The following is a 24,305-nucleotide window of genomic DNA, read 5'->3' as shown; positions in this document are numbered from 1 at the left end:
CCCTCTTTATATTTTACCCAAAAACAGGCATAAAAACAACAAAAAAACAGCAATATCCTATTACTCATACAATTAAAGATTAGCTATATTAGTAAACCCTATTCAATGATAAGCCCTATTAAATATTAACATCGTAAATCTATTGTTCTAAGGCTTACCTCAGTTTGATAGCAATAAAACCAACAAATTTTAACCTTAAATGAAAAATTGCTCCTCTTTAATAACCAAAAGAATTCCGGTTCTTCTATTTCTTTTTCTATCTCTTGGATTATATGCTCAAGAAGCTAATTTAGATAGCATACTATTCGACTTTCACAACAAACCCGATCGCGTTTTAGTGGCTGCCCATAGAGCCACAAATGAGTATTATCCAGAAAACTCTTTGGCAGCAATTAAGGAAAGCATCCGCATAGGTGTAGATATAATTGAATTGGATATTAGAAAAAGTAAAGATGGTGAGCTCGTTATTTTGCACGATCGCACTTTAGATAGGACTACCAACGGAAGTGGAAAAGTAGGTGACTATACTTTAGAAGAACTAAAAAAACTACGTTTAATACATATGGATAGTCTTACCCTGGAGCGTATTCCTACCTTTGAGGAGGTGTTGCAATTGACCAAAGGAAAAGTACTTATCGATATCGATTTCAAATTGGAAGACATGGCTTCCATTGAGAAAACCTATTCGCTAATTCAACATTATGGAATGGAGAACCAGATTCTATTCTTCCTTTATGATTATAATGAAACTCCTACCCTACAAAGCCTGAATCGCAAGATCCGAGTAATGCCAAGAGCCTATTCTAGAAAAGATGTTAGAAGGATTCTAAAAATGAATGATATAGATATTATTCATATAGATGAAAGCTATTATAAAGATCGAGCAATGCGTAAAATAATAGACTCCGGGGCAAGAGTTTGGATTAATGCGTTAGGAAAATATGACACTATGGAAGGAGTGAAAAAAAATGCTGGATTTGATGCTTTATTGAGCAAAAAGTATGTTAATGTAATACAAACCGATTTACCAGAGGCACTTTTAAAGTACCTGAGAGCACGTAACCTCCATAGATAAATACACCTTATTAATTATTTAATAGCTAATGCTATAACGCAGAGGTTTGGTAATTTCACTCTTAGTTTTCAGCCTTCCGGAAGAATCTTCTATATATCATAGTGGCAGAATATAGTATAAAAGCACCTCCTATAATAAATAGGAGTGTACTGTACTCCCCATATAACTTGGTATGTCCTTCTATGGCTAGGCCTCTTGTAAAATAAAATAATCCCAAAAGCAACATAAACAAAGCGCTAATTGCTCCCCAAATTGGTAAAGCATTATTACTAGCCATATCCCGTCCTATTCTAAACTTTAGGACCATCTGAAAAATAGCCCACCATATTATCCAAGATGCTACTTGATACCCTTTTAGCGTTCTAAAATAATTAATAACAGTTACAGGCGGACCGATTAATAGGGGCATTTCCTCGTAGAGCGGTCGATCCCGGTACATAAGCACCCTTAGCTTACTCTGATCCCTATCTCGTAAGATCTTGAGTATAGAGCTCTCTTTAGAGGCTATATCCATATTATGCCAATTAGGAATAGCAAGGGCATTCCAAATGGCGCATTTCCTTCCATAGCCGTGATAGTCCAACCCACCTACCATAATGAGGCCATTATCTTCACAATATTGTTTAAGCTCCTGAAATAATGTGCGCTTATAATATAACTCCTTACCTACATTTTCAATTTCAAATCCATCTACACCCAACGCTTTATAAAACTCCTTTTCTTTTCCCTTACCATCAAACCAATGATTAATAATAACGGCACCGCCATTTTTATGTGTTAGCTTAACAATGCTGGAGTCTGGTTGCCCTTGGGTTTGGAAACTTCCATCGAGCCCCAAAAGGCTCATGTGGTTAGAACCGGAATGTTCTTGCCCCACCATAACTAATGGCTTTAATGGAAATTTGTTATCCCGCTGTTGCTGGGAAAATTCTAGCGTTTTATTATAATTAGCATGATCAGTAATAAAAAAAGCGTCAAATCCATTTCTTTTATGCCACTTCCACATGTTCATTTGTGTGGTAAGTCCGTCATGACTGTATTCTGTATGAGAATGAGTGGTCACCAAAATATCATTCTCGGAATTATTTACTATGGTATTACTTGGCAAAGGGATAAATAAAATGATAAGAAAAAAAGCAAACCCTATCCCTACCAATATGGGAAGGTTTCCAAACATGCCTAATATTTCTTTCCTTTTTAAAAATTTAGAGGGTAGGCTTTTTAATTGTATTAACCTATAAATACAATACAGGATTAAAACCCATAGAATGGCAGCTGGTATTTCACCTAAGGGATCTACAGCACGATTAAAAAAGAGTAATGGCCCTAGGAATGGCTCAAAAACCATTCTCCATAGCGAAATATGAATACTGTAGTCAGCAACAGGCTGTAATGTTAACGCATCTATAATTTCTATTGGAAAAGGAAAAAACAAGACTAAAAATAGAATGAAAAAAGCAAGAGCAACTCCAGATAATTTCACCTGCCTAAATTTATTTTCCATGTTTAAAAAATTACTTTCTGCAGAAGGAAAGTCCGCTCATTTATACAACGACTAAAACTCCATTAATTCACCCTGCCGATTACGCCTTGCCTTAATTTATACCGGCACCTACTGCAATCTTAACAAACACTCCCGTACCAAAGATTGTCTTACGGGCTTATCTGGGAAGTTCAGGATACTTAAAAGTATGGAAATAATTATAACTTACATAAGAATCTCACTAGTAAACAACTACAATATTGTTTAGATGTTATTGTGTAGTATTTGCCGTATTATAATTCTTAAATGCTAACACGTACTCTTTAATTTGATGTTGTTGTTCCTCATTAAATCGTTGCAGCGGTTCTGCCACATAATCTTGACAAATGTTCATAGCAGACAAGGCCGTTTTAATTCCCTTAATATGTCTAGAGGAATATTTACCCACTTCATAAATGGTATTTTGGACCTTGATAACTTCTTGGCGTAGGGCCTTCACCCTTTCACAGTCATTCTCCAGAGTGGCTTCATAAAGTTCTACAAACAGCCTAGGGAAAAAATTGGCACCACCAGCTACCGTACCATGACCTCCATTCATTATCGTTTCTGGCAAGAATAATTCGGTCCCCGTCATAATGGAGAATGAGGGATCCTTTTTAAACTCCTCAATCAACATATAAAGAAATGACAAATCACCAGAACTATCTTTTATTCCTATGGCTCCTACCTCCCAGGCTTTCTTCACTATTTTCATAGTCAAGTTAAGTTTTGTACAGCTAGGCATATTATATAACATAAAAGGCAAGGGTAATTGCGGCGCTAAGTTTTCTAAATAATCCATCATTTCTTTTTCCGAAATAGGAAGATAAAAGGGAGGTGCTATCACCAAGGCGTCGGCTCCAGCTTTTTTAGCATGGGTTGCAAGTTCTATTGTCTCTTCAAAGGAAGTATCTGTAACCCCAACAAGAATAGGAACCTTATTATTTACCAACCTACACGTTTCTGTTATTAATTTCTTACGAATTCCATAGCTTAAGCTAGGACCCTCTCCCGATGTCCCCAATAGAAAAATCCCGTGTACACCACCACTTAATAAATGACGTACTAAATTATTTAACCCATTAATGTCTAGTTCTAGATTCTCTTGGAGCGGAGTAACCATTGGTGGGATAACCCCTTTTATAGGTAAATTCATTTGCTTATATTTAAAAGTCCTCCGTTAACTGGCAAAAATTAATAGCAACCATAAAGCTTAAACAGTACAGCCTATTAACATCTTCATTTTAACCATATTAGGGCTTACACAAATTAAACCGAATTTAAATCCTTACACCACTACAATATTGTTCTAATTACATTATATCTTACCCTTTATTCCAAATTAATTAATTATATTGTATCAATAATGTCAATATAATTAAATATGGAATTTATTTTTGAGAATATCTATGTCCCAACCAAACATTCCTTTATTTCAAGAAAATTGCCATTAGCATCTAATGCAAGAATTCACTCTCATAAAAACTTTGAATTAAATTTTATTACTTCTGGTTCTGGAAGGAGAATTGTAGGTGATAATATTTCTGGATTTGAAAAAGGAGACTTGGTACTCTTGGGACCTAATTTACCACATTGCTGGGAAGTGTTAGACGTGGAAAAAGGGAGAGATCCTTTTTGCATAGTCACCCATTTTTCAGAGGACATCATAAATTCGGATTTTTTTAAAATGCCCGAATTAGAACAAGTGGTAGACTTATTAAAACAATCGAACACAGGATTACGTTTTAAACTAGAAGATGACTCCTATATACGGTCTATTCTAGAAAAAATGACCCTATTAACCGGCTTAGAATATTATATTCAATTATTATCTATATTTAACTATCTCATCCAAGAAGAAGACAGGGAAAACTTATCTAACCCTAACAGCAATACCCCCATATTCTCGAAAAATCTAGATAAGATAAACAAGGTGTATGAATATGTTTTCCAAAATATACAAGATGGAGTAAAATTGGAAGAAGCCGCATCTGTTTTAAATATGGCTCCTAGTAGTTTTTGTAGATACTTTAAGAAAAAGACCAGCCTTACCTTTATGGAGTACGTAAAAAGTGTTAGAGTAGGGATAGCTGCCAAGTTACTAGCAGAGACCGATAAGCAGATTACACAAATTTGCTTTGAAAGCGGCTATAACAACCTCGCAAATTTTAATCACTATTTTAAATTTATAATGGGAAAGACCCCTTCCGAATACCGTAAAACCTTTAGATAATCCTACCCTCTATTGTACTAAGCACTTTTAAAGTAAGTTTTTACCTCCTAAATAAATTAAGTAATAGGCCTAATAAAACCACTACAAAAGAAACTAAAGTGATAGGAGGCAAACCCCCTTTCCAATTGGCAGTGCTGAACCAATTATGATATCCCAAATAAAATAGATGCACCCCAAACAAAAATAACAAACTCAATATAAACTTCTTGGAGATTAAAAACTGTACTAATTGCTCCTTTCCTACTCCCCCATTATTAAAACATTGATGATAAACTACCAACATTATAAAACTAAGGCCTCCGGCCAATAAACTTATTGATCCCCTACCAGACAACGTACCGTCTTCCTCAAAAAATACTTGGAAATAATTAGGATTTAGAATCAAAAAGCTCAATAAAACATGGAGGATAGTCAGCAGTAGTCCGGCAACTCCCAATAGCTTTTTCCCTGATCTTGTAGCATAAATAGAAATGCCTAATGTGGATAGGGGTCTAATGGAAATACTTAAAGTAAGAAGTGTTATAGCGGCTAAGGACACTCCCTTATTTAATACAAATACGGGAAAATCCTTCCAAGGAATCCCACCCATTATATGATATCTTAAAACAGCATATGCCGTGGCTAATATTACGATAAGGATAATAAAACCAAGGCTATTTCCTTTATTTTTTTTAGTCATAAACCTAGTCTAACAGAAATCTATTATGTCCACCTATATCGCCATGTACATTAATAGCCATGAATGCCAGCAAAGCCATAAATGCAATAGCAGCCAATAAATAGAACATCCATATTTTTATAGACACCCTTTCTTGATTCCCAAAAGGAATAGGTGCCTTAACAAAACGAAATAATATTAACAGTATTAAAATATTCAACAAATACAGATGATGGGTAGGTTCCATTAGGCCTCCAAAAAGCCCTTTCACGATATAGCTTACCAACATATAGGGAACCAACAGAGTGAACAGGATATGTAAAACCTCTTTCTGCCCTAATCGGTTTTTTTTCAATTGCCAATACAGTAAAAACATCATTGTTATAAGCACCCCAGCTGCCACCACCGCACTTGTAGTAGCAAGAGACTCCAAGTTAGGTAAATCTTTTAATCGTCTAGACAGATGCTCATAGCTTAGGGATTCTCTATAAACTATTAGGGGTATACATACAGCTATTACTCCCCATGCGCTCCACTTTTCCCACTTTTTAGGCTCGGGGATATCTAATGGCCATTTGGAAATGAAGACACCATAAGCCATCCCTAATCCTCCAAAAAATCCAATGCTATATTCCATAACGTTCCACATATTAAAGGACACATTAGCTGTGATCCCTATTACTTGTAAAAAATTACCGAAACCAAAACCAATACCTGCGCCTAACATAGAGAAAAATGCTACTCTCATTGGGGAATGTCTTTCCTCCCTAGCCATATGCCATAGCATTGCTAGTGCTGCTCCTAGACATACTGCCCAAGCTTCTGATCTTGGCGGAGTCATTTTAATTCCTATTTGCTCTACTAAGAGATAATAAGATAGGAGTCCGCCTGCCGTCATTTCAGCCATTAAGACTCCCCAATTCACTCTTTTTTCTTTAGTGGAATCTAGAGCGAGACCTACTAAGCCACCACCCAACAATCCAAAAAGTCCGCCTATAACGAACAACATCCCCAATCCGTAGTAGGCATTAATAAAATTATCTGCTTTGCCATAGCCCACTATCATCCCGTAGCTAATCATGCCACCTGCTCCCCAACCTACTGCAGAAGCTAAGGCAATAACCATTATTTTACGATACCAATCTTGGCGTTGGGAGACTAGTACCAAGGCAACTCCCCCAATAGCACCAGCCCATGCGGCACCCTGCTCATGACCAAACTGTCCCCGAATGGCCCATGCGGTTGCTAAGGACATGGCAACAAATAGCATTGGGACTCGCCAAGCGCCTGTTTTCATAATATTTCTTTATGGTTACTTTCTATATTATTCACACGTTTTTTCTACTTATTAACCCAGATCCCATGGCATCACTAATCCAAATTATATTCTTAGAGTATTTGGTTCCGATGTCATTGGTTACACTTAGGAAGTAGCCTATAGAACAATTCAACAGTCTAATCAGCAGAGTTTGGTGATTAGTACAATTTACTTTCGTCTCTTAACTTCTACCGTTTCTATTTCGTTGCCGTTTATATCGGTCACCAGTAAAATGGCTTTGTCTTTTTCTACCTTTACGTTTACGAAATGCTCTATTTTACTAGATTTCTTTGTTTCAGGAAGTTTAAAGTCTATATCATATAATGGGGCTCCAGCTCCGGCAGAAGTCACATAATGAACTCCGTTTTTATAGGCCCTATGGTAATGATGATCATGTCCGTTAAAAAATACCTGAACCTTGTGTTTTTCAAAAATATCTCCCCAGAATTTTCTGGTCCTCTCAGCTTCTGCTTTTCTATTTTTCATTACACTATACAGGGGTTTATGTTGAAAAATAAAAACAAAGCCAGCTTCTTTATTAAGTTCTAAAACTTTTTCTAACCACTTCTTCTGAGTATTAAAATAATCTGAGAATGCTTCTTGCCAAAAGGCGTCGCTATTTTTATCGGTTACAAATTCGGGTTGAGAGATTTGTTTTCCTTCACTATCCAAAACAATCATAAGGGCATCACCAACCGTAAAGTAGTAGTATTTCTCATTATTGGGAAGATCAAAAAGATCATAATAGTAGGGAGAATCCTTTTCATGATTTCCTAGTACTGGATAGTAAGGTGTATTGCGCATCAATTCTTTATTCACCTCAAAAAATGCTTCCCAATCTTCTATCGATCTTCCATTGGATACCAAATCCCCAGAATTAACAATAAACCTAGGATTGGTTTCCATTATTTTAGCCACCACCTTAGCGTGTACATCATGCCTACTTCTAGAATCACCAGTTACCACAAAATTAAACGGGGCTATTTCCTCAGGGTAAGTGGTTAATGTACCTTTCCCTTCATCTGTACCATCATTAAGTACGTCATAGGTGTATTCCGTATTGGGCTTTAATCTACCTAAATGAATTTTATGGTGTTTATATTCACTAACTATCTTTACATTTCCTTCGGGATCCGTGATGGTAGGCTCACTTACTTTAGTAGACCAGCATATAGTAGCATCCTTGGTTCCCATTTGTTGAATATAAGGTCCGAATGCAATTTTACGGTCTTTTTGTGCTATTCCATAACCACTGATTAATAAGCATAATAAGAGCAAAACTTTTTTCATCATTTACAATTTTAAATTTTAATGTTTTTTCTTTTCTATGATACTTTTCCTTTTTACATCATTTATTTTCTTTTACCCATTCTAGCGGAAACGCCACATGTTTAATGGTTTTATTTCCTTTGAGGTGATAGGAATACGTAATATGGATTAAATCATCTTTGGATTGAATCATAGAGGGGTAAGAAAAAGAGCCTTCTTTGTTAATCTCATTTTCTAGATTTCGGGTCCACTTCCACGTTTTTCCTTCATCATCGGAAACACTTACTGCCAAACTATATCTTCCTGATTCAATATCATTATAGACCATAATCCAATTCCCATTCTTAAGCACAATGGTCTCTACACTAGTACCTGGATTAGGAATATTAGATTCGCTAGCAGGGGTCCAAGAATACCCATCATCCTTAGAAATACTTTCCAAAATTCGTCCGGGAGCATCCCCATTATCACGCATATAAGCTATTAGACTTCCATCTTTCTTTTGCACTAAACTAGGCTGAATATTTCCATAGCCCACTATAGGCAAACTCGGTTCCCAAGTGGCACCATTATCATCAGAAATACCAATGAGGGAAAGATTATAGCCATCCGAGTAAAGTGGTAAGAGAATACGACCAGAAGGAAGTACTGTGGGATGAATTCGCGTCATCCACCCCGTTTCTTTTTTGGTCTTATCCTTAGCAGATTCTATAATCATGCTTTCATATTTAGGTGCATATTCTGCCCATGTTAAACCTCGGGAAGGCATCGCCTTAAATTGCGCTTCTATAGTCTTTTCAAAAGCTTCATCGGGTTTTAATAAAATAACATCTTGCCATTCCCATTTTGGAATATCTGCTTTCATATAATCCGTAGCTACCTTATATTTTAAAATAGATCGTTCCCATCTATTCGCCTGAACTACAATCCAAAAAAGGTATAATTTACCTTTCGCATCCAAAAAAAGCACCGGGTTACAATCGGGTTGACCGGGAGTATCCGCCAATAAAAATGGCTCACTCCATTTATTACTTCCTTTTTTTAATTTAGAACCATTTATTACAACATCATTGGATTTACGTTCCCCTGAACCTTGAAACCAACATGATAAGAGGTCTCCATTAGGTAGTTCCACAATAGAACTTGCATGCACATGCTGCCCTTGAAAGGGAAAAATATATTCTTCCCCATACTGCTGTTTTTGAGCAAACAGACTAACAGAGATAAAAAATACCCCTACAAAATATAGGAAGGTTCCTGGCAAATTTTGGATAGCACTAAATAGCTTCATTTTAAAAAATTAGAAATTGAAAATTGATTCAATGGTTTTAATGAAATGCAATGAAAAAGAGGTTATTTAAAAACAGCCTGATTATCATGCCGAGCAAAATGGTATCCTCACAGACATTTAGCCTTTACAAGTTTCCTTTTGCGCTAAACGAACATCAAAACCTACTTTTAAATTTCCTCTTTTGTTTTTGAAAAAATATTAATAGGGTTTACCTGTACCTTGTAGGACCCACATTTTGGACCAGGCACTGTTATTACTAGTATCTTCTCCTTTAAACTGAGTGGCCTCTAACCTACTTATAGCAGCATCGGCATTATCAGCATTGGTATCTATTTCATTTATATGATAATAAAACCTCAGGGGTAGTGCATCTCGTTTAGAAGCCTCTCCAGTCTGTAAATTTGGCAAACCAGTTCTTCTATAATCGAACCAGGCTTCTGCGGCTGACGTCCAGTTAGCAATCCATTTTTGTTGCATAATATCTTCCAAACCTCCATAGGGTGCCCCTGCTATATAGCCATTAAAACTACCGCCTACTCCCCAAGTTTCTAATGACTGTTTAACCCCCTCGTTATAATGGGGTTCTGGACCACCAGACACCCAACCCTTAAGTGCTGCTTCTGCCAATACAAAATGAACTTCAGCAGCAGAAAGTAACCGTGCTTTTAAAAGAGGCCCGCTAGCTTCTTTATAGATATCATTCAACTGTGAAACATGTGGATTATATGAGCCTTGCTTAAACTCCTTTTTTAAGTTGTAAGCAGGTCCCAAGGTGATAGCAGTTGGTAACCCTATATAATCCTTAGCGAAATTTACAGGTTCTCCCACAACTTCTTCATAGGCATCTACTATATCTTGAGAAACGTGTCTTTCCCCATCTTCCATATAATCTGTACCATCTGGCGCCCCTGCGTCTAATACTAAGGGGACTCCTACTTTATTAGCCCAAACCCCTAATCTGGGGTCCTCCAAAGATTTTAAAACTTCTACCAAGGTTTCTGCCATTTTAATTCTAAAATACGCGCCTTGAGAATCGGTGTCGAATTTAGTGTTGGTAGGCCAAGAGTCGTTTCCGGTAGTACCTATATAGTCCATAGCCGCATCATCTGCAGCATTTAAAATTAAAGGAAACTGCCCTGGATTGGATGCTATCCTTTTAATACCATCTTCTGCCAAACCTGGCTCTTTTTCAGACAATCTCATATAATATCTCAAAGCCAAGGAATTAGCAAACTTTCTCCATTTAGAAGCGTTACCCTTAAAAAGTACATCTTGGGATGGTTTAATACCTAGATAAGCATTCTGATCTTTGGATAGCAGCGTATTTGCCCTAGCTAAGTCGTCTAGAATTCCCAAGTAGATATCTTTTTGATTGTCAAAGGCAGCATTAAAAAATTCTGCTCCTTCATCTCCTCTAAGGGCTTCTGAATACGGGGCATCTCCCCAGAGGTCGGTTATCATCCCAAATAAATAAGCTCTCATAACCAAGCCTACTCCAAGATGGAATTCTAAATTCTCACTCTCTGCCTTTTGAATTAAGGTTTTATTATTGGTCAAAATACTATACAACCCGTTCCAACTGTGAGAGTCATTACCCCAGTCATAGGTGTTATGCCCTCCAGACCATCCGTCTTTTTGGGTGTGTTGCATTACTCCAGCGAGGTCACCAAACCCTAGATCCAGGGTATTTTTTGCTGCACCTGTAATAACTGTTGGAACCAATAAATTAGGCTCCACAGTTTCTGCGCTTATCTGATTTGGATTTTCATTTAACTCTTCCAACCCATGGCAAGACACCAAAAAGGTAAGGCCAATTAACATTACAGCAACTTTATTTCTTATCTGATACATCATGATCATAGTTTTATAATTTAAAATGTGATACCAATTTTAAACCCTACCGGGATCACCCATGGATCTACGTTATAGCGCTCAATACCTTGTTTAAATTGTGTACCGCGTTTGTCTCGTCCAGATTCTGCCTGATACGCCCTTTCTGGATCAATTCCGAAAGCCGAATCTTTGGTCCACAACATAATGTTCCTACTATATACCGATAGCGTTACATTGTGAAGTCCCGCCCTATCCACAAATTTACGGGGAAGGTCATACCCCAAGGATATTTCTCTCAGCTTTATGAAGTCCGCATCGAACATATGAGGGGTTCCAAAATCCCATGCATTAGCAACGGAGAAAGGGATAAAACTTGTTCCTTCTAAGCCTAGGTTCTCTCTTTCCAATATAAACTTGCCATTTTCATCATGATACCCTACTACTCCAGCATTAAAGACCCCATCATAGACAACGCTACCCCCTAAGGCTTCTGGAAATCCACCATCTCCTGGAGGTCCTCCAATAGAGATAAAATTCTCCCCATGAATTAATAAATCTGCATTGTCTAGTACCCAATCCTTTAATTCCTGTCCCGTGGAAGAAATTCCCGGATTTATTAAATTATCTATTAATTGCTGACTAAATCCATCCTCGGTCATATACCGAGAAGTCTGGGACATATATTGCCCTCCTGAACGCCAATCAAAAGTCAGATTCAAGGTGAAGTTTTTATAAGATAGGCTACTTTGCAGTCCCATAATAAAGTCGGGGTTATAATTCCCTACCTTTACACGCTCATCTTCTGCTAGCCATTCTGCGTCTTCACCTTCCCCTAGCAAGGGATATCCAAAGTATGGAGAACTAGTATCGGTTACTCGTTTTATCTTAGGTGAATAAAGATTACCTACTAGGCCATCTTCTCCAGTGGCAGGATTAGCGACATACCCCCTAGAGACACTTTTATTATCACTCCAGAATTCAATATACTCTATCCCTTCGGCAAGCGCTTTTATCTTAGATTCGTTGGTAGTGAAGTTTAAGTTTAGATCCCAATTAAAATTTTCATTTTGAACAGGAGTAAGTCCTAGGGAAAATTCGTAGCCTTTACTCTCTAGAACTCCTGCATTTATACTTACACTGCTATATCCTGATGAACCTGGAATTGGTACACTGGGAACAATTTGATTTCTATTTTCTACCGTGTAATAAGTACCTTCAAAACGCAGCCTATTATTAAATAGGGCAAGGTCTAATCCAAATTCCTTGGAAGTGGCCTCCTCTGGCTCTAGACTTGGAGTACTTAATCCACCTGAAGCACTATAAAGCACAGCATTATCCCACTGCCCAGCGTTGTTGTAATAAGCTCCTAGCTGATATGGACTAGTATCATTTCCTACTCGGGCCCAGCCCCCTCTTAATTTAAACAGATTTACCTTGGGAATCTTGACTACTTCACTAAGTAAAAAACTAAGAGAAGCCGATGGGTAAAAATAAGAGCGGTTATCTACAGGTAGGGTACTAGACCAATCGTTCCTAGCGGTAACATCTAAATATAGCAAATCCTTATACCCAAAATTGGCAAGTCCGTACACACTATTGATAGCTCTTTCACTTAAAAAACTAGAATACACTAAAGCTGTAGGCGCTATATTTTTAACCGTAAACAAATCTGGAACAATTAGCCCCACTCTAGAAGCAGCAGAATTACTGATTCCATCACTTTTCTGATACATTAAGTTACCACCGGCAGAGATGCTGAAATCGAAATTATTATAATCCTTGGCGTAGGTGGCTAATATATCCACATTAGTTTCTAGACCATCGGATTTAGCAATACCATAAGTCCCATTGTTAGGTTCATTATTATATCCTGGGGACATTTTGGTTTCTTGCGTCTGGTTATAACTATTTAGGTTATAACTTGTTCTGATGTTGAATTCCGGTGATAATTGCCAATCTAAGGCTAGATTACCATATATACGGTAACGAGAATTACTGTTATTTATCCCATATGCTAGAAAATAGGGATTGTTATAATCTTCGGAGATACTGAGCACCTCTGTACCCGGAAGATCATAATCCCTCAACTTTCGTAAATCGATGTTAGCTGGGAAGTAATACGCCCATTGTAAAGGATTAGCCCCTCTATTGGAAGCAGGCCTATTATCTGAATAACTATGCACTACATTTACATTAGTACTTATAGTTAGTTTTTGATTTAAATTTGATGATGCCGAAAGGGAAAAACTATTTCTATTAATATCAGAATTGGGAACAAGTCCTCTATTTTCCATATTGGTTACCCCCAATCTATAATTAAGCACATCACTACTATTAGTCACGGTAAGGCTATTGGAGGTAGTAATTCCAGTTTGTAAAAAATTCTTGACATTGTTGGGGTACGACTTTAGTTCTGTTGGAATACGAACTCCGTTAGCATCCCTTGGAGAGTCCCATTGTACCGCAAAATAACCTTTGTCTAACTCTGGACCAGAATTACCTCCAGACAGTGATATCTCGGGCATAATATTGCTTCCTCCCTGAGATTCCGGAGAGAAAGAAAAGTACCCCGATGCAAATCTTGTTTGTTGTTTTAGATACTTGTAAGGAACGTCAAAAACGGTACTAGAGGAAAAGGAAACCTTCATTTTTTCCTTATCCTTTGCTTTTTTTGTAGTGATTAATACCACCCCGTTACCAGCACGGGAACCGTAAAGCGCTGCTGCACTAGGTCCTTTTAATATACTTACATCTTCAATACTTTCGGGGTCTAAATCCGATATAGCATTCCCATAATCTACTCGGTTGTCCCTTCCAAATCCGCCTACATTATTAACAGAGTTAGCAATAGGCACTCCATCTATCACAAAGAGAGGTTGGTTATCCGAACTTAACGAAATAGCGCCTCTTATCACCATACTTACAGAAGAACCAGTACCTCCAGTAGCATTTAGGGTTACCCCTGCCACTTTCCCGGAAAGGGAGTTTAGTACATTCTCCTGAGCAACACGGGTAAGTTCCTCCCCAGCAACATTTTCTACTGAATATCCTAGAGATTTTTCGGCCCTTCTAATACCAAGCGCAGTAACAACTACCTCATCTAATGCTTCTTCACTAGTTGCAAGTGGCACATTAATATTTGTCCTTCCGTTTACCGCTACCTCGGTAGTTTTAAATCCTAAGTATGAAAATACCAAGGTCCCATTGGAATTAGACATGATAATATTATAATTACCATCAAAGTCGGTCACTCCCCCTTGGTTGGTACCTTTTATTAGTATAGTTACACCTGGCAAAGGCATGCCGTCATCTAAGGACGTAACACTCCCAGATACCGTATGTTGTACTGTCTGTGCCGCTAAGAAAGCCGTACAAAAGAACAACAGCAACGAACATAATTGTTCACCTATCGGTTTTAGATTATTTATGTACTTGTTCATAAAATTATTTTGTGGTTGGTTAATTTATTCTGAATACTTCAGCATATACTGATCTAACGGTTTATTTCACAACTTCAAAAGTTAACACCAATGCATGGGTATTAATACCGATGGCATCTGTGGAAGCAGCCATGAACATTGCAATTCGCATTGTATTATCATTTATTTCCTTTACGATTACTTTTCGTTGGAAATCCATAAATCCCAAAAACTCGGTTCCCGAAAAATCAAGGGTACTAACCCCTTCATAGGTTAAGGACATTCCTGGGCCATATACTGAAGAGACGGTAAAGTCTTCACTCTCCACATAGGTAAATGTTGCGGAATCATCTGGGGTATAAGCCCCTGTACACAATCCAAAACTTTGATCTGCACTAGGGTTTACAATACCCGCCCCACCAGTAGTAACAAATTGATAAACTAGACCGCTAAAAGCAGCACCGTCTGCTTTAACATCATGTTCGTACTTACCATCAAAATGAAAGGTATACTCATCTTCATAGACCTCACCAAGGCCTAACCCAGCTCCTAAAATTCCTGCAGGCAATGGGTTTGGAGCACCAGCGAAGGGTGACAGGGATCCATCGGCATTGGCAAAATAATCTGAAGCTGAGTGACTACTAGCTAATCTCCAGGTCTTTCCATTAGTTGCTGTTGGGCCGCCAGTAAGAAGTATATATGGAGTTAAATCTACGGCCAGCTGAATTTCTTTACTTACCGTACTTCCATCTACTCCAGTAGCATTTAATGCTACATTATAATAACCCCCGGTATCGTAAGTATGTACGGGATTTTTCTCAGTGCTTGTATTGCCGTCTCCAAAATCCCACGTCCAAGAGACTGCACTATTTGTTAATCCTTGAAAGGCTACCTTCTTTCCCTTTACACTGTTAAAGATATCCGCAGAAAGCTGTATACTTTCTTTATCCGAATCGTCTGAGCTACAAGAGGATAAAAACAATAAAACAGAAAACAGCACTCCAAAAATTACTGTTATATTTTTTTTCATCATAGGTTTGGCTTTAGATTTAATGTTTGGTTGGTTAAAATTCCATTACAATTATTTAGAGGCTCGTAATCTTCCCCCTACAATTCCGCACTTTATAATGTTGACTTCTAATTATAAGATATCATTTATTTACCAAACTTAATTTTAATTTTTTCATTATGATTCAGCTATTTTATTAAATATGCATTAAAAATTACCCCTCGATTTAATTAATTAAATATAATTTTACTAAAAAAGTCAATATTCTTATCATAACATCTGTTTAGAAAATTATAACTTTTCAGGGGTGTACTGTTAAATAACTCGATGAAATGCTAGATTCCTCTCAATCTTTCACACTGCCATTTAGCCTTCTTTTATTCTGTTTTTCCCTAGGAATACAGTCGCAACAATTGAAGGTGGGAGCAGCTATGCGCAATATTACTCCAGACCCACTAATTGCTGTTTCTGGCGGAGTAGATACTCCCAAACCCGCAAATGTCAAAAAAGGTGAACTTACCGTTAGGGCAATGGTTTTAGAAAAAGCTGGAGAGCGCATTGCCATTGTCAACATAGATAACCTAGGTTGGCCCGCTGTCCTAGGAAACAGATCAAAGGCAATGATTAAAGGTATTTCACCAGAAAACATTGTAATTGGAGCAACCCATACCCATAGTGCACCAGATGCCTATGCCTTCCCTGATAAATCTGGGAAATCTGCCGCAGATATGGCTTATTTAGATTGGTGTGTTGTACAAACGGCAAATGCGGTAAATGAAGCTATTGAAAATTTAGAGCCAGCTTATTTAAAGATTGCAGTTGGAGAGGCTAAGGGTAAAATTGCCTATAACTATTATGCTCCTCAGCTCTACGACCCTAGATGTGGAATAATACAAGCCCTAGGCTCTAATGGAAAAAATAAAGACAAACCTATTGTTACCTTGATAAATTATGCCATTCATCCAGAAGTGATAGGCAGCAATCAAGGAATATTAAGTCCAGATCTTATAGGACCACTATATAACCGCATAACCTCTAAGACCAAAGGATTGGCTGTTTTTATGAACGGAGCGCAAGGAGGTATGGTAACGGCAGATAATAGACTAGATAAAGGCAATGAGGCAAACGATTGGGAAGAATGTAATAGAATAGGTAATTTATTAGCAGACGAAGCCCTACGCTTACTAGCCGATGCAAAACCTCAACGCGATCCACAAATATTTGCACAAAGCAAACAAGTTATTTTTCCAATTGAATCTGAAATGATGCGTTTTATACTAAACAACTCTCCATTAAGCATCGGAACTTCTGATAAAAACAAAATTTCTACCACAATTACACTTTTAAATATAGGTACTGCCCAGGTTCTAACCATCCCCGGCGAAGCCCTACCCAATATTGGTTATTATCTAAAGCGAAAGATGCCTACAGATCATTCTTTCTTGTTTGGGTTGACTAATGATGCTTTTGGTTATATCTTAACCAAAGAAGATTATAACAGCTTTAAGCGATACGAATATATTACCAAGACTAGTTTAGGAGAAATGACCGGTGAAATCTTAGTTACGGAATTACTAGAACTCATTAATAAAAGTCCAATACCAGACAGCATTAAAACATACTCATCCAATTAAAACAAATAGCAATGAAAAAACACCTATCACTTTTTACACTAGTATTCTTAGTACTAGTTTCGGCCTGTAAGGAAGGTCCAACCAAATTAGCAGATAATAAGCGTGTTTTGGACCCTATAACTCCCGAAACTGCATTAAAAAGTTATTTGCACAACAATGACTCTCATTATGAGTGGGAAATTAAGGAAACTTATAACCTTGGAGAATCCACTGTTTACGAAATATTACTTACCTCCCAAAAATGGCGCGAATTTACTTGGAAACACCAACTAACCGTATTGGTGCCAAAAATAGTATCTCATGATGGCGCCTTATTATTTATTACGGGGGGAAGCATAAAGGATGGCTCTCCCAATTGGTCGTCCAATAAAGAAAATAAAAGAGCACAAAGTTTTAATCATATCGCAGATAAAAACCAAGCAATTGTAGCGATTATAAAACAAGTTCCTAATCAGCCTCTCTATGATGGGATGGTAGAGGATGAACTCATATCCTATACCCTACACAATTATAAAAATGACAAAGATTTAACTTGGCCTCTCCTTTTCCCTATGGTAAAGAGTGCGGTAAGGGCTATGGACGCCATACAGGAGTTTAGCGATAAAGAATTAAAACAACCAATTACACGTTTCACTGTTTCCGGAGCCTCTAAAAGAGGGTGGACCACTTGGCTTACTGGTGCTAGTGATAATAGGGTTACCGCAATTGCTCCTATGGTTATAGATGTGCTTAACATGCCTGTAAGCTTAGATTATCACATTACTGCTTGGAATGAATACAGCGTGCAGATTAACGATTATATAAAATTAGAAATTCCGCAAACTGTACGCTCTGCAGACGGAAATGCCCTAACCCAAATGATAGACCCTTACTCATATAGGGATCAACTTACTATGCCTAAATTGATATTTATTGGTACTAATGACGAATATTGGCCAGTAGATGCCGTTAAAAATTACATAGATGATATTCCGGGAGAAAACTACCTTCATTATGTCCCCAATGCTGGCCATGACCTTGGAGGAGGAGAACAAGCCCTTAGGGCACTAAGTGCTTTCTGGGGGAAATCATTGAACGAGGAACCCCTATCCCCTTTAACCTATAATATATCCACGAACACAGAATTGGCTACCCTTACTGTACATACCACGGCAAAAGAACTACAAAACGCCTATTTATGGTCCGCAGATTCCGAAGATCGAGACTTTAGGGATGAGGAGTGGTCACCTATAAAAATTGACATCACAGATCCGGAAAGTATTATTTACAATATACCCTTCCCTGAGAAAGGATATAAGGCCTTTTATATCGATTTGGAATATACCGATTCCAATGGAGAGCTATACACAAAGAGCACTAGAATGTATGTAACGGATACCAATGAAGTTCTTTAATAAAAAAAGCAGGATTTGGGTAGCGAGCTTTACCGCCCTATTGCTATTAAGCTCACTTTTTTTGTGGCTATCCATATTTAATACTAAGCAAACTATAGCCGTAACTAGTTACTATGAATATGATAAGGTAATCCCCCTAAAAGACACTTTAGCCCTACTTGAAGAAACTGATGTTTTTAAATTATATCATTTAAAGTATACTAGTGTACACAACAAAATGGTAACCGGTTTATTGAGTATTCCTAAAAATGAAAAAGCGCCTTACCCTGTAATCATCCTAATGCATGGTCTCGGAGACCATAAAGAGGTAGATTATGTTACATACGGTAATTCCCTCTTCACTAAAAATGGATATGCTGTCTTACGATTAGATATGAGCAACCATGGGGAAAGAAAAGACAAGTTTTATGATTTTAACCTTACAGGAGACTATAAATATTGGACTAGGGAGATTGTATCCCAGACTGTTTTTGATTTAAGACGTGCTGTAGATTTTATTGAAACCCATAGCGAATTGGACCCAACAAGAATTGGTTATTATGGGATTAGCTTAGGTGGAATTACAGGCACTATATTTTGCGGAGTAGAAAAGCGAGTAAAAGTACCTATTGTGGCATTGGCGGGAGGCCAATTAAATTTACTTTATGGAAAGGCTGCCTTTTCCCAGAAAGCGAAGGAATTTACCAGTATTATTGAACCGCTAAACTTTGTAAAACAAATTAGCCCACGCCCTTTTTTAATGTTAAATGCCAAAAATGATGAAGTAGTCCCGCCAATGATGTCCAAATTACTTTACAAGAAGGCAAAGCAACCTAAAGAAATAATATGGTACAATGCCAAACATAGGGATGCTCCTTTGGAAAAAATTTATGGAGATGGCCTAAACTGGTTTATTAAACATTTATAATCAACAAAAAATATAACCATGATAAAATCACACAAACCTAAAATTATCCTAGGCATTTGCCTATCTATATTCTTAACGGGATGCGGAGAAAAGAAAAAGAATAATCAGGCTACAACAACCTCAAAAGATACCGTAGAAAAACGTGTAGAAATCCCCACTACATGGGCAGAAAAATTAGGTTGGCCGGCAGGAAAAAAAGTTATTATGCTCCATGCCGATGATATTGGTATGTGTCCAGAAGCCAATATTGCGGCAAAAGCACAACTAACCTCAGGTCAAATTCAGTCTGCAGCAGTTATGATTCCTTGTCCAAATGCAGAAGAATTTATTAGCTGGGCCATAGAAAACCCAACAATGGATATAGGCCTCCACCTTACCCTAACTAGCGAATGGAAAGACTATCGGTGGGGACCGATTACCGATAAAACCGAAGTTCCGGGCTTAATAGACCCTGAAGCTAAATTATGGCGAAGCGTTCCCGAAGTGGTACAACACGCCACTGCCCAAGAAGTGGAAAAAGAGATACGTGCTCAAATAGAACAGTCCATAGCTTGGGGCTATACTCCACATCATATAGATACCCATATGGGAACGCTTTACGGCGATCCCAGTTTTGTAAAAGCTTATATAAAAGTAGCACAAGAATATGGCATCCCAGCCAATATTATTGATATTTCTAATCCAAAAGTATTAGCTATATTTAAGGAGCAAGGATATCCGTTAGATGATTCGGTAGTGAACATGATTGCGGACTACACCCTCCCCAAATTAGACTTTTTCACTAGTGCGCCTAAGGCGAAATCCTACGAAGAAAAAGTAGAAAACTTTAAAGCATTAATCTTAGGATTAGAACCAGGACTAACCGAGATTATTTTCCATCCCTCCGTGGAAACAGAGAATTTAAAAGGCATAACCAATTCATGGCAAGAAAGGGTTTGGGAAGCTAAGATGTTTGGAGATCCAGAGCTAATAGAATTCTTTAAAAAAGAGGATGTTATCTTTACCAATTGGAGAGAGATAATGAAACGATTTAAGGAGATGAAAATATAGTAGCAAATAGCAATATTGATACGCTACGAATCATTCCATAGAAAGAAGCCACAAGAAGTTCTTAAATCTATTATCAGGTAGTATTGGTTAGTTAGATTAGATCTAAAACATCTAATTAAGCTGAGTCAATATATGATGCATATAGCATAATATATACGAAGCAATTGTACTTGCTATATGCTTTATTTGTTAGTCGTGGATGGACTACCATCCTGAAGATTTAGGATTAATAATTAAGATATTATAATTATTTATGAATACTACCTCTGGAATTATCCTCGCTATTTCACTTATCATTATCATGTTTGGAATGGGATTATCCCTTACCCTTTCAGATTTTAAAAGAGTATTGATTTATCCAAAAGCAATGATTGTGGGACTTTCTTGCCAAATAATCTTATTACCTTTAATTGGATATCTTATAACCGTATATTTAAACCTGTCCCCTACCACCGCCGTTGGCGTGATGTTATTGGCTGCATGTCCTGGAGGCCCCACCTCCAATATGTTGTCTTACTTAGCAAAGGGCGATCTGGCGTTGTCCGTTTCTCTAACGGCAGTATCAAGTTTACTCACCATTATTACCATACCAATTATTGTACAATTTGCGTTAGTAGAATTTGCTAACCAAAGTCTAGCAGTTTCTGTAGATGCCCTTACTATGGTAAAGCAATTATTTATTATCGTCTTAATCCCAGTAGGTCTAGGGATGTTGGTAAAAGGACAGTACCCACTTTTTGCTCATAAGATGGACAAGCCTGTAAAAATTGCTTCAGCCATAATATTTGTTCTAGTAATTGTAGGGGTAACTATTAGTATTAAAGATGTATTTATGAGTTACTTACAAGAGGCTGGACTGCCAGCAATACTGCTTAATATAAGCACTATGACCCTAGGGTTTCTTTTGGCTGTTTTATTTAAATTATCCAGACCACAGGCTATAAGTATATCTATAGAAACTGGAATTCAGAATGGGACATTGGCCATAACTTTAGCAACCATAGCTCTTAATAATGCTGAGTATTCCATAGTACCTGCAATTTATGGCCTTCTTATGTTCGTAACTGCCTCGGTCATCATATTTATCAGAAAGCCACTTGGTGTAAAAAACGAAATAAGCGCCTAGAAGCAACTCTATTTTAACTCCCCTCACCCCAGTTTATGAAAAAACGCCATCTGATTGTAGTTATTATTCTATTCATCTATTTCGTGATTTCTTTTCTGACCAATATTATAGAGCCATTAATTCCAGATCTTATTACGGACTTTAAGGTGAGCCTTACCATGGCAGCATTATTACCCTTTGCTTTCTTTGTCGCTTATGGATTATTTTCTATCCCATCTGGGTTAGCTGTAGATAGATATGGAGAAAAGGCCTCCATTTTAGGTGCTTTTTTTATTGCCTTTTTAGGTGCAATATTGTTCTCTTTAGTCCCTACTTTTTCCATAGCTTTACTTTCCCTGTTCTTAATTGGCTCTGGCATGGCCATGTTACAAGTTGCAATTAACCCATTATTAAGGATTGCAGGAGGAGGAGAAAATTTTGCTTTCAATTCTGTATTGGGACAATTAGTCTTTGGAGCAGCCTCCTTTGTGAGCCCTATGCTTTTTTCCTATATGGTTTTAAATTTAGAGAGCTTTTCCGGAACAAATAATAGTAATTTTATTATCACTCTCTTCCATAATTTGGTACCTGCCGAAATTCCTTGGGTCTCCTTATACTGGATCTTTGCTATAGTTTGTTTACTGATGTTAATCCTGATCTCACCTATAAAACTTACTAAAGCAGAACGAAACGATGAAGAAAAAGCAGAGAACTGGGATACAAACAAAAAGCTATTAACAAATAAAAAGGTAATTCTTTATTTTTTTGCCGTGTTTGCTTATGTTGGCACCGAGCAGGCTATAGCAAATTGGACACCTCAATTTTTATATGAATACCATGGATTGGATCCGCGATTAGAAGGAGCGAGCACTATTTCTCTTTTTTGGGGATTTTTAACTATAGGCTGTATCTTAGGTCTTATCTTACTAAAGCTAATGAATAGCAAATTAGTATTAAAACTTTTTTCGGGAGCTACTATCCTGAGTCTTACCGCTGCATTATTTGGATCGGCACAAATAGCACTAATTGCATTTCCTATGGTTGGTTTTTTTGCTTCTGTGATGTGGTCCTTAATTATTTCGCTAGCATTAAATTCCTTTCAAAACAATCATGGGGCATTATCTGGTATTCTCTGTACGGGAATTATTGGCGGTGCAATAATACCTCTGATTGTAGGCACAATTGGAGATGCTATAAATCTCCGAGTCGGAATGCTTTTTTTATACTTAACCCTAAGCTTTATATTTAGTATTGGATATTGGGCCAACCCGCTGATTAAGAATGAAACCATTAAACTAAAGGATCTATTTGGAGCACAAACTCCCCCTAAACCCTTTAATAACCATAAAAACACTATTCACTAACCAATTTATTAAAATATGAAAAGGCAAACTATAATTCATGCTAAACCTCAACATCAAATTAAAAAGTACATTGGGATGAAATCACTATTCTTTTTATGTTCTTTGATACTCGTATCTTGTAAAGGAAAAATGGAAAAATTACCAGAAGTTATTCCCTTAGACCATCCTGCTATTATAGAACAAGAATTTATATACAACTTAGATAAGGCACTTACACCAGAGTGCCATGCCTCTACTGTAGAAGTAAGTAACGGCACTGTAGTTGCTTCTTGGTTTGGAGGCACTAAAGAAAAGAATGACGACGTTGGAATTTGGTTATCCCGAAAAACAGGTGATACTTGGTCTACCCCTGTAGAGGTGGCGAATGGAATACAAGACGATGGCTCTAGATTTCCGTGTTGGAACCCTGTGCTATTTAAGCCAAAAGGGCAACCCCTAATGTTATTTTACAAAGTAGGTCCCGATCCCAAAGAATGGTGGGGTCTTTATATGACTTCCAATGATGATGGAAAAACATGGTCTACCCCTACAAAGCTCCCTGATGGCGTCTTGGGACCAATTAAAAATCAGCCTATACAAATGGCTAATGGAGAGATAATATCTCCTTCTAGTACAGAAAGTGATGAGGACGGATGGCAGATACATTTAGAACATAGTTCGGACTCGGGTAAAACATGGCACCGTACAGAATCTCTAAATGATGGAAAAGAGTTTGGCGCCATACAGCCGGTAGTATTAAATTATGGGAATGGAAAACTACAGTTATTGAGTCGCACCGAAAACGAGGTAATCTCCCAAAACTGGTCTAATGACTATGGCAAGACCTGGAACAAAATGACCGCTACGGAACTCCCCAATCCAAACTCGGGCATTGATGGAGTAAGCTTAAAAGATGGCCGACAATTATTGATATATAACCCTACAGGGAAAAACTGGGGCGACCGAGTACCTTTAAGTTTGGCATTATCTACGGATGGCAAAAAATGGAATAGGGCACTAGATTTAGAACCACTTCGCGAAAACACGGATAAAGAAGGGGAAGAGTACTCCTACCCTACTATGCTTCTTGCCGATGATGGAATGGTTCATATTGTATATACTTGGAATAGGAAAACGGTAAAATACATAAATTGAGTTAGTCACTTAAATGCTGTATCTTGTCACCAATAAAACTAAGCATTATGGAACAATTTACAGGGCAAAGTATACTGAACTTTATAAAGG

General features: G+C 37.5%; 18 protein-coding genes. 9 read left to right on the top strand and 9 right to left on the bottom strand.

What is annotated here, in order from left to right; translation table 11 throughout:
- Window positions 1-199 precede the first annotated feature (199 nt).
- Complete coding sequence (locus H344_RS0118920; RefSeq protein ID WP_026811697.1) at window positions 200-1,075, top strand: glycerophosphodiester phosphodiesterase family protein; 876 nt, start codon at window positions 200-202, stop codon at window positions 1,073-1,075.
- 61 nt (window positions 1,076-1,136) lie between these two features.
- Here the strand turns inward: H344_RS0118920 and H344_RS0118915 are convergent, their stop codons facing one another.
- Window positions 1,137-2,579: a PHP domain-containing protein gene (locus tag H344_RS0118915; protein ID WP_026811696.1), complete on the bottom strand. Its 1,443-nt coding sequence runs from the start codon at window positions 2,577-2,579 to the stop codon at window positions 1,137-1,139.
- A gap of 250 nt (window positions 2,580-2,829) precedes the next feature.
- Window positions 2,830-3,753, bottom strand: coding sequence for a dihydrodipicolinate synthase family protein (locus H344_RS0118910; RefSeq protein ID WP_026811695.1), 924 nt, complete (start codon window positions 3,751-3,753; stop codon window positions 2,830-2,832).
- A gap of 228 nt (window positions 3,754-3,981) precedes the next feature.
- On the opposite strand from H344_RS0118910, the gene H344_RS0118905 reads away from it, so the two are divergent.
- Window positions 3,982-4,830: an AraC family transcriptional regulator gene (locus tag H344_RS0118905; RefSeq protein ID WP_026811694.1), complete on the top strand. Its 849-nt coding sequence runs from the start codon at window positions 3,982-3,984 to the stop codon at window positions 4,828-4,830.
- A 40-nt stretch (window positions 4,831-4,870) separates the two neighbouring features.
- Here the strand turns inward: H344_RS0118905 and H344_RS0118900 are convergent, their stop codons facing one another.
- The 7 genes from H344_RS0118900 to H344_RS22315 form a co-directional block, all read right to left on the bottom strand.
- Entirely contained in the window at window positions 4,871-5,509 is a 639-nt protein-coding gene (locus H344_RS0118900; protein ID WP_026811693.1) for a hypothetical protein, read from the bottom strand.
- Between the two features lie 4 nt (window positions 5,510-5,513).
- Window positions 5,514-6,785, bottom strand: coding sequence for a hypothetical protein (locus tag H344_RS0118895; protein WP_026811692.1), 1,272 nt, complete (start codon window positions 6,783-6,785; stop codon window positions 5,514-5,516).
- A gap of 189 nt (window positions 6,786-6,974) precedes the next feature.
- Window positions 6,975-8,099 (bottom strand): metallophosphoesterase family protein, encoded by a 1,125-nt coding sequence (locus H344_RS0118890; RefSeq protein WP_084148856.1) that lies wholly within the window; start codon window positions 8,097-8,099, stop codon window positions 6,975-6,977.
- A gap of 55 nt (window positions 8,100-8,154) precedes the next feature.
- Window positions 8,155-9,366, bottom strand: a complete 1,212-nt coding sequence (locus H344_RS20865) for a sialidase family protein (protein ID WP_051254408.1) — start codon at window positions 9,364-9,366, stop codon at window positions 8,155-8,157.
- Between the two features lie 198 nt (window positions 9,367-9,564).
- Window positions 9,565-11,220 carry a SusD/RagB family nutrient-binding outer membrane lipoprotein gene (locus H344_RS0118880; RefSeq protein WP_026811690.1) on the bottom strand — a complete coding sequence of 552 codons (1,656 nt, stop codon included), beginning with the start codon at window positions 11,218-11,220 and terminating at the stop codon, window positions 9,565-9,567.
- Between the two features lie 17 nt (window positions 11,221-11,237).
- The gene (locus tag H344_RS0118875; RefSeq protein WP_026811689.1) at window positions 11,238-14,639 is read right to left on the bottom strand and encodes a SusC/RagA family TonB-linked outer membrane protein; all 3,402 of its coding nucleotides are present in this window, start codon (window positions 14,637-14,639) and stop codon (window positions 11,238-11,240) included.
- A gap of 61 nt (window positions 14,640-14,700) precedes the next feature.
- On the bottom strand, window positions 14,701-15,651 hold the full coding sequence (locus H344_RS22315) for a PKD domain-containing protein (RefSeq protein WP_084148855.1): 951 nt from the start codon (window positions 15,649-15,651) through the stop codon (window positions 14,701-14,703).
- A gap of 308 nt (window positions 15,652-15,959) precedes the next feature.
- On the opposite strand from H344_RS22315, the gene H344_RS0118865 reads away from it, so the two are divergent.
- From H344_RS0118865 to H344_RS20850, 7 genes are all read left to right on the top strand, one after another.
- A complete protein-coding gene (locus H344_RS0118865; protein ID WP_026811687.1) occupies window positions 15,960-17,261 on the top strand; it encodes a hypothetical protein in 1,302 nt (433 codons plus the stop codon).
- Between the two features lie 11 nt (window positions 17,262-17,272).
- Entirely contained in the window at window positions 17,273-18,655 is a 1,383-nt protein-coding gene (locus H344_RS0118860) for a PhoPQ-activated pathogenicity-related family protein (protein ID WP_026811686.1), read from the top strand.
- The gene (locus H344_RS0118855) at window positions 18,642-19,562 is read left to right on the top strand and encodes an alpha/beta hydrolase (RefSeq protein ID WP_026811685.1); all 921 of its coding nucleotides are present in this window, start codon (window positions 18,642-18,644) and stop codon (window positions 19,560-19,562) included. Before H344_RS0118860 ends, H344_RS0118855 begins: the two co-directional genes overlap by 14 nt.
- An 18-nt stretch (window positions 19,563-19,580) precedes the next feature.
- On the top strand, window positions 19,581-20,612 hold the full coding sequence (locus tag H344_RS20860; protein WP_034257019.1) for a polysaccharide deacetylase family protein: 1,032 nt from the start codon (window positions 19,581-19,583) through the stop codon (window positions 20,610-20,612).
- A 253-nt stretch (window positions 20,613-20,865) separates the two neighbouring features.
- A complete protein-coding gene (locus tag H344_RS0118845; RefSeq protein ID WP_026811684.1) occupies window positions 20,866-21,738 on the top strand; it encodes a bile acid:sodium symporter family protein in 873 nt (290 codons plus the stop codon).
- 35 nt (window positions 21,739-21,773) lie between these two features.
- The gene (locus H344_RS20855) at window positions 21,774-23,081 is read left to right on the top strand and encodes an MFS transporter (protein WP_051254407.1); all 1,308 of its coding nucleotides are present in this window, start codon (window positions 21,774-21,776) and stop codon (window positions 23,079-23,081) included.
- Between the two features lie 15 nt (window positions 23,082-23,096).
- Window positions 23,097-24,215, top strand: coding sequence for a sialidase family protein (locus tag H344_RS20850; RefSeq protein ID WP_084148854.1), 1,119 nt, complete (start codon window positions 23,097-23,099; stop codon window positions 24,213-24,215).
- Window positions 24,216-24,305 lie beyond the last annotated feature (90 nt).

Source organism: Arenibacter latericius DSM 15913, assembly GCF_000424985.1.
Taxonomy (GTDB): Bacteria; Bacteroidota; Bacteroidia; order Flavobacteriales; family Flavobacteriaceae; genus Arenibacter; species Arenibacter latericius.
This window is presented reverse-complemented; position numbering and strand designations above follow the sequence as displayed.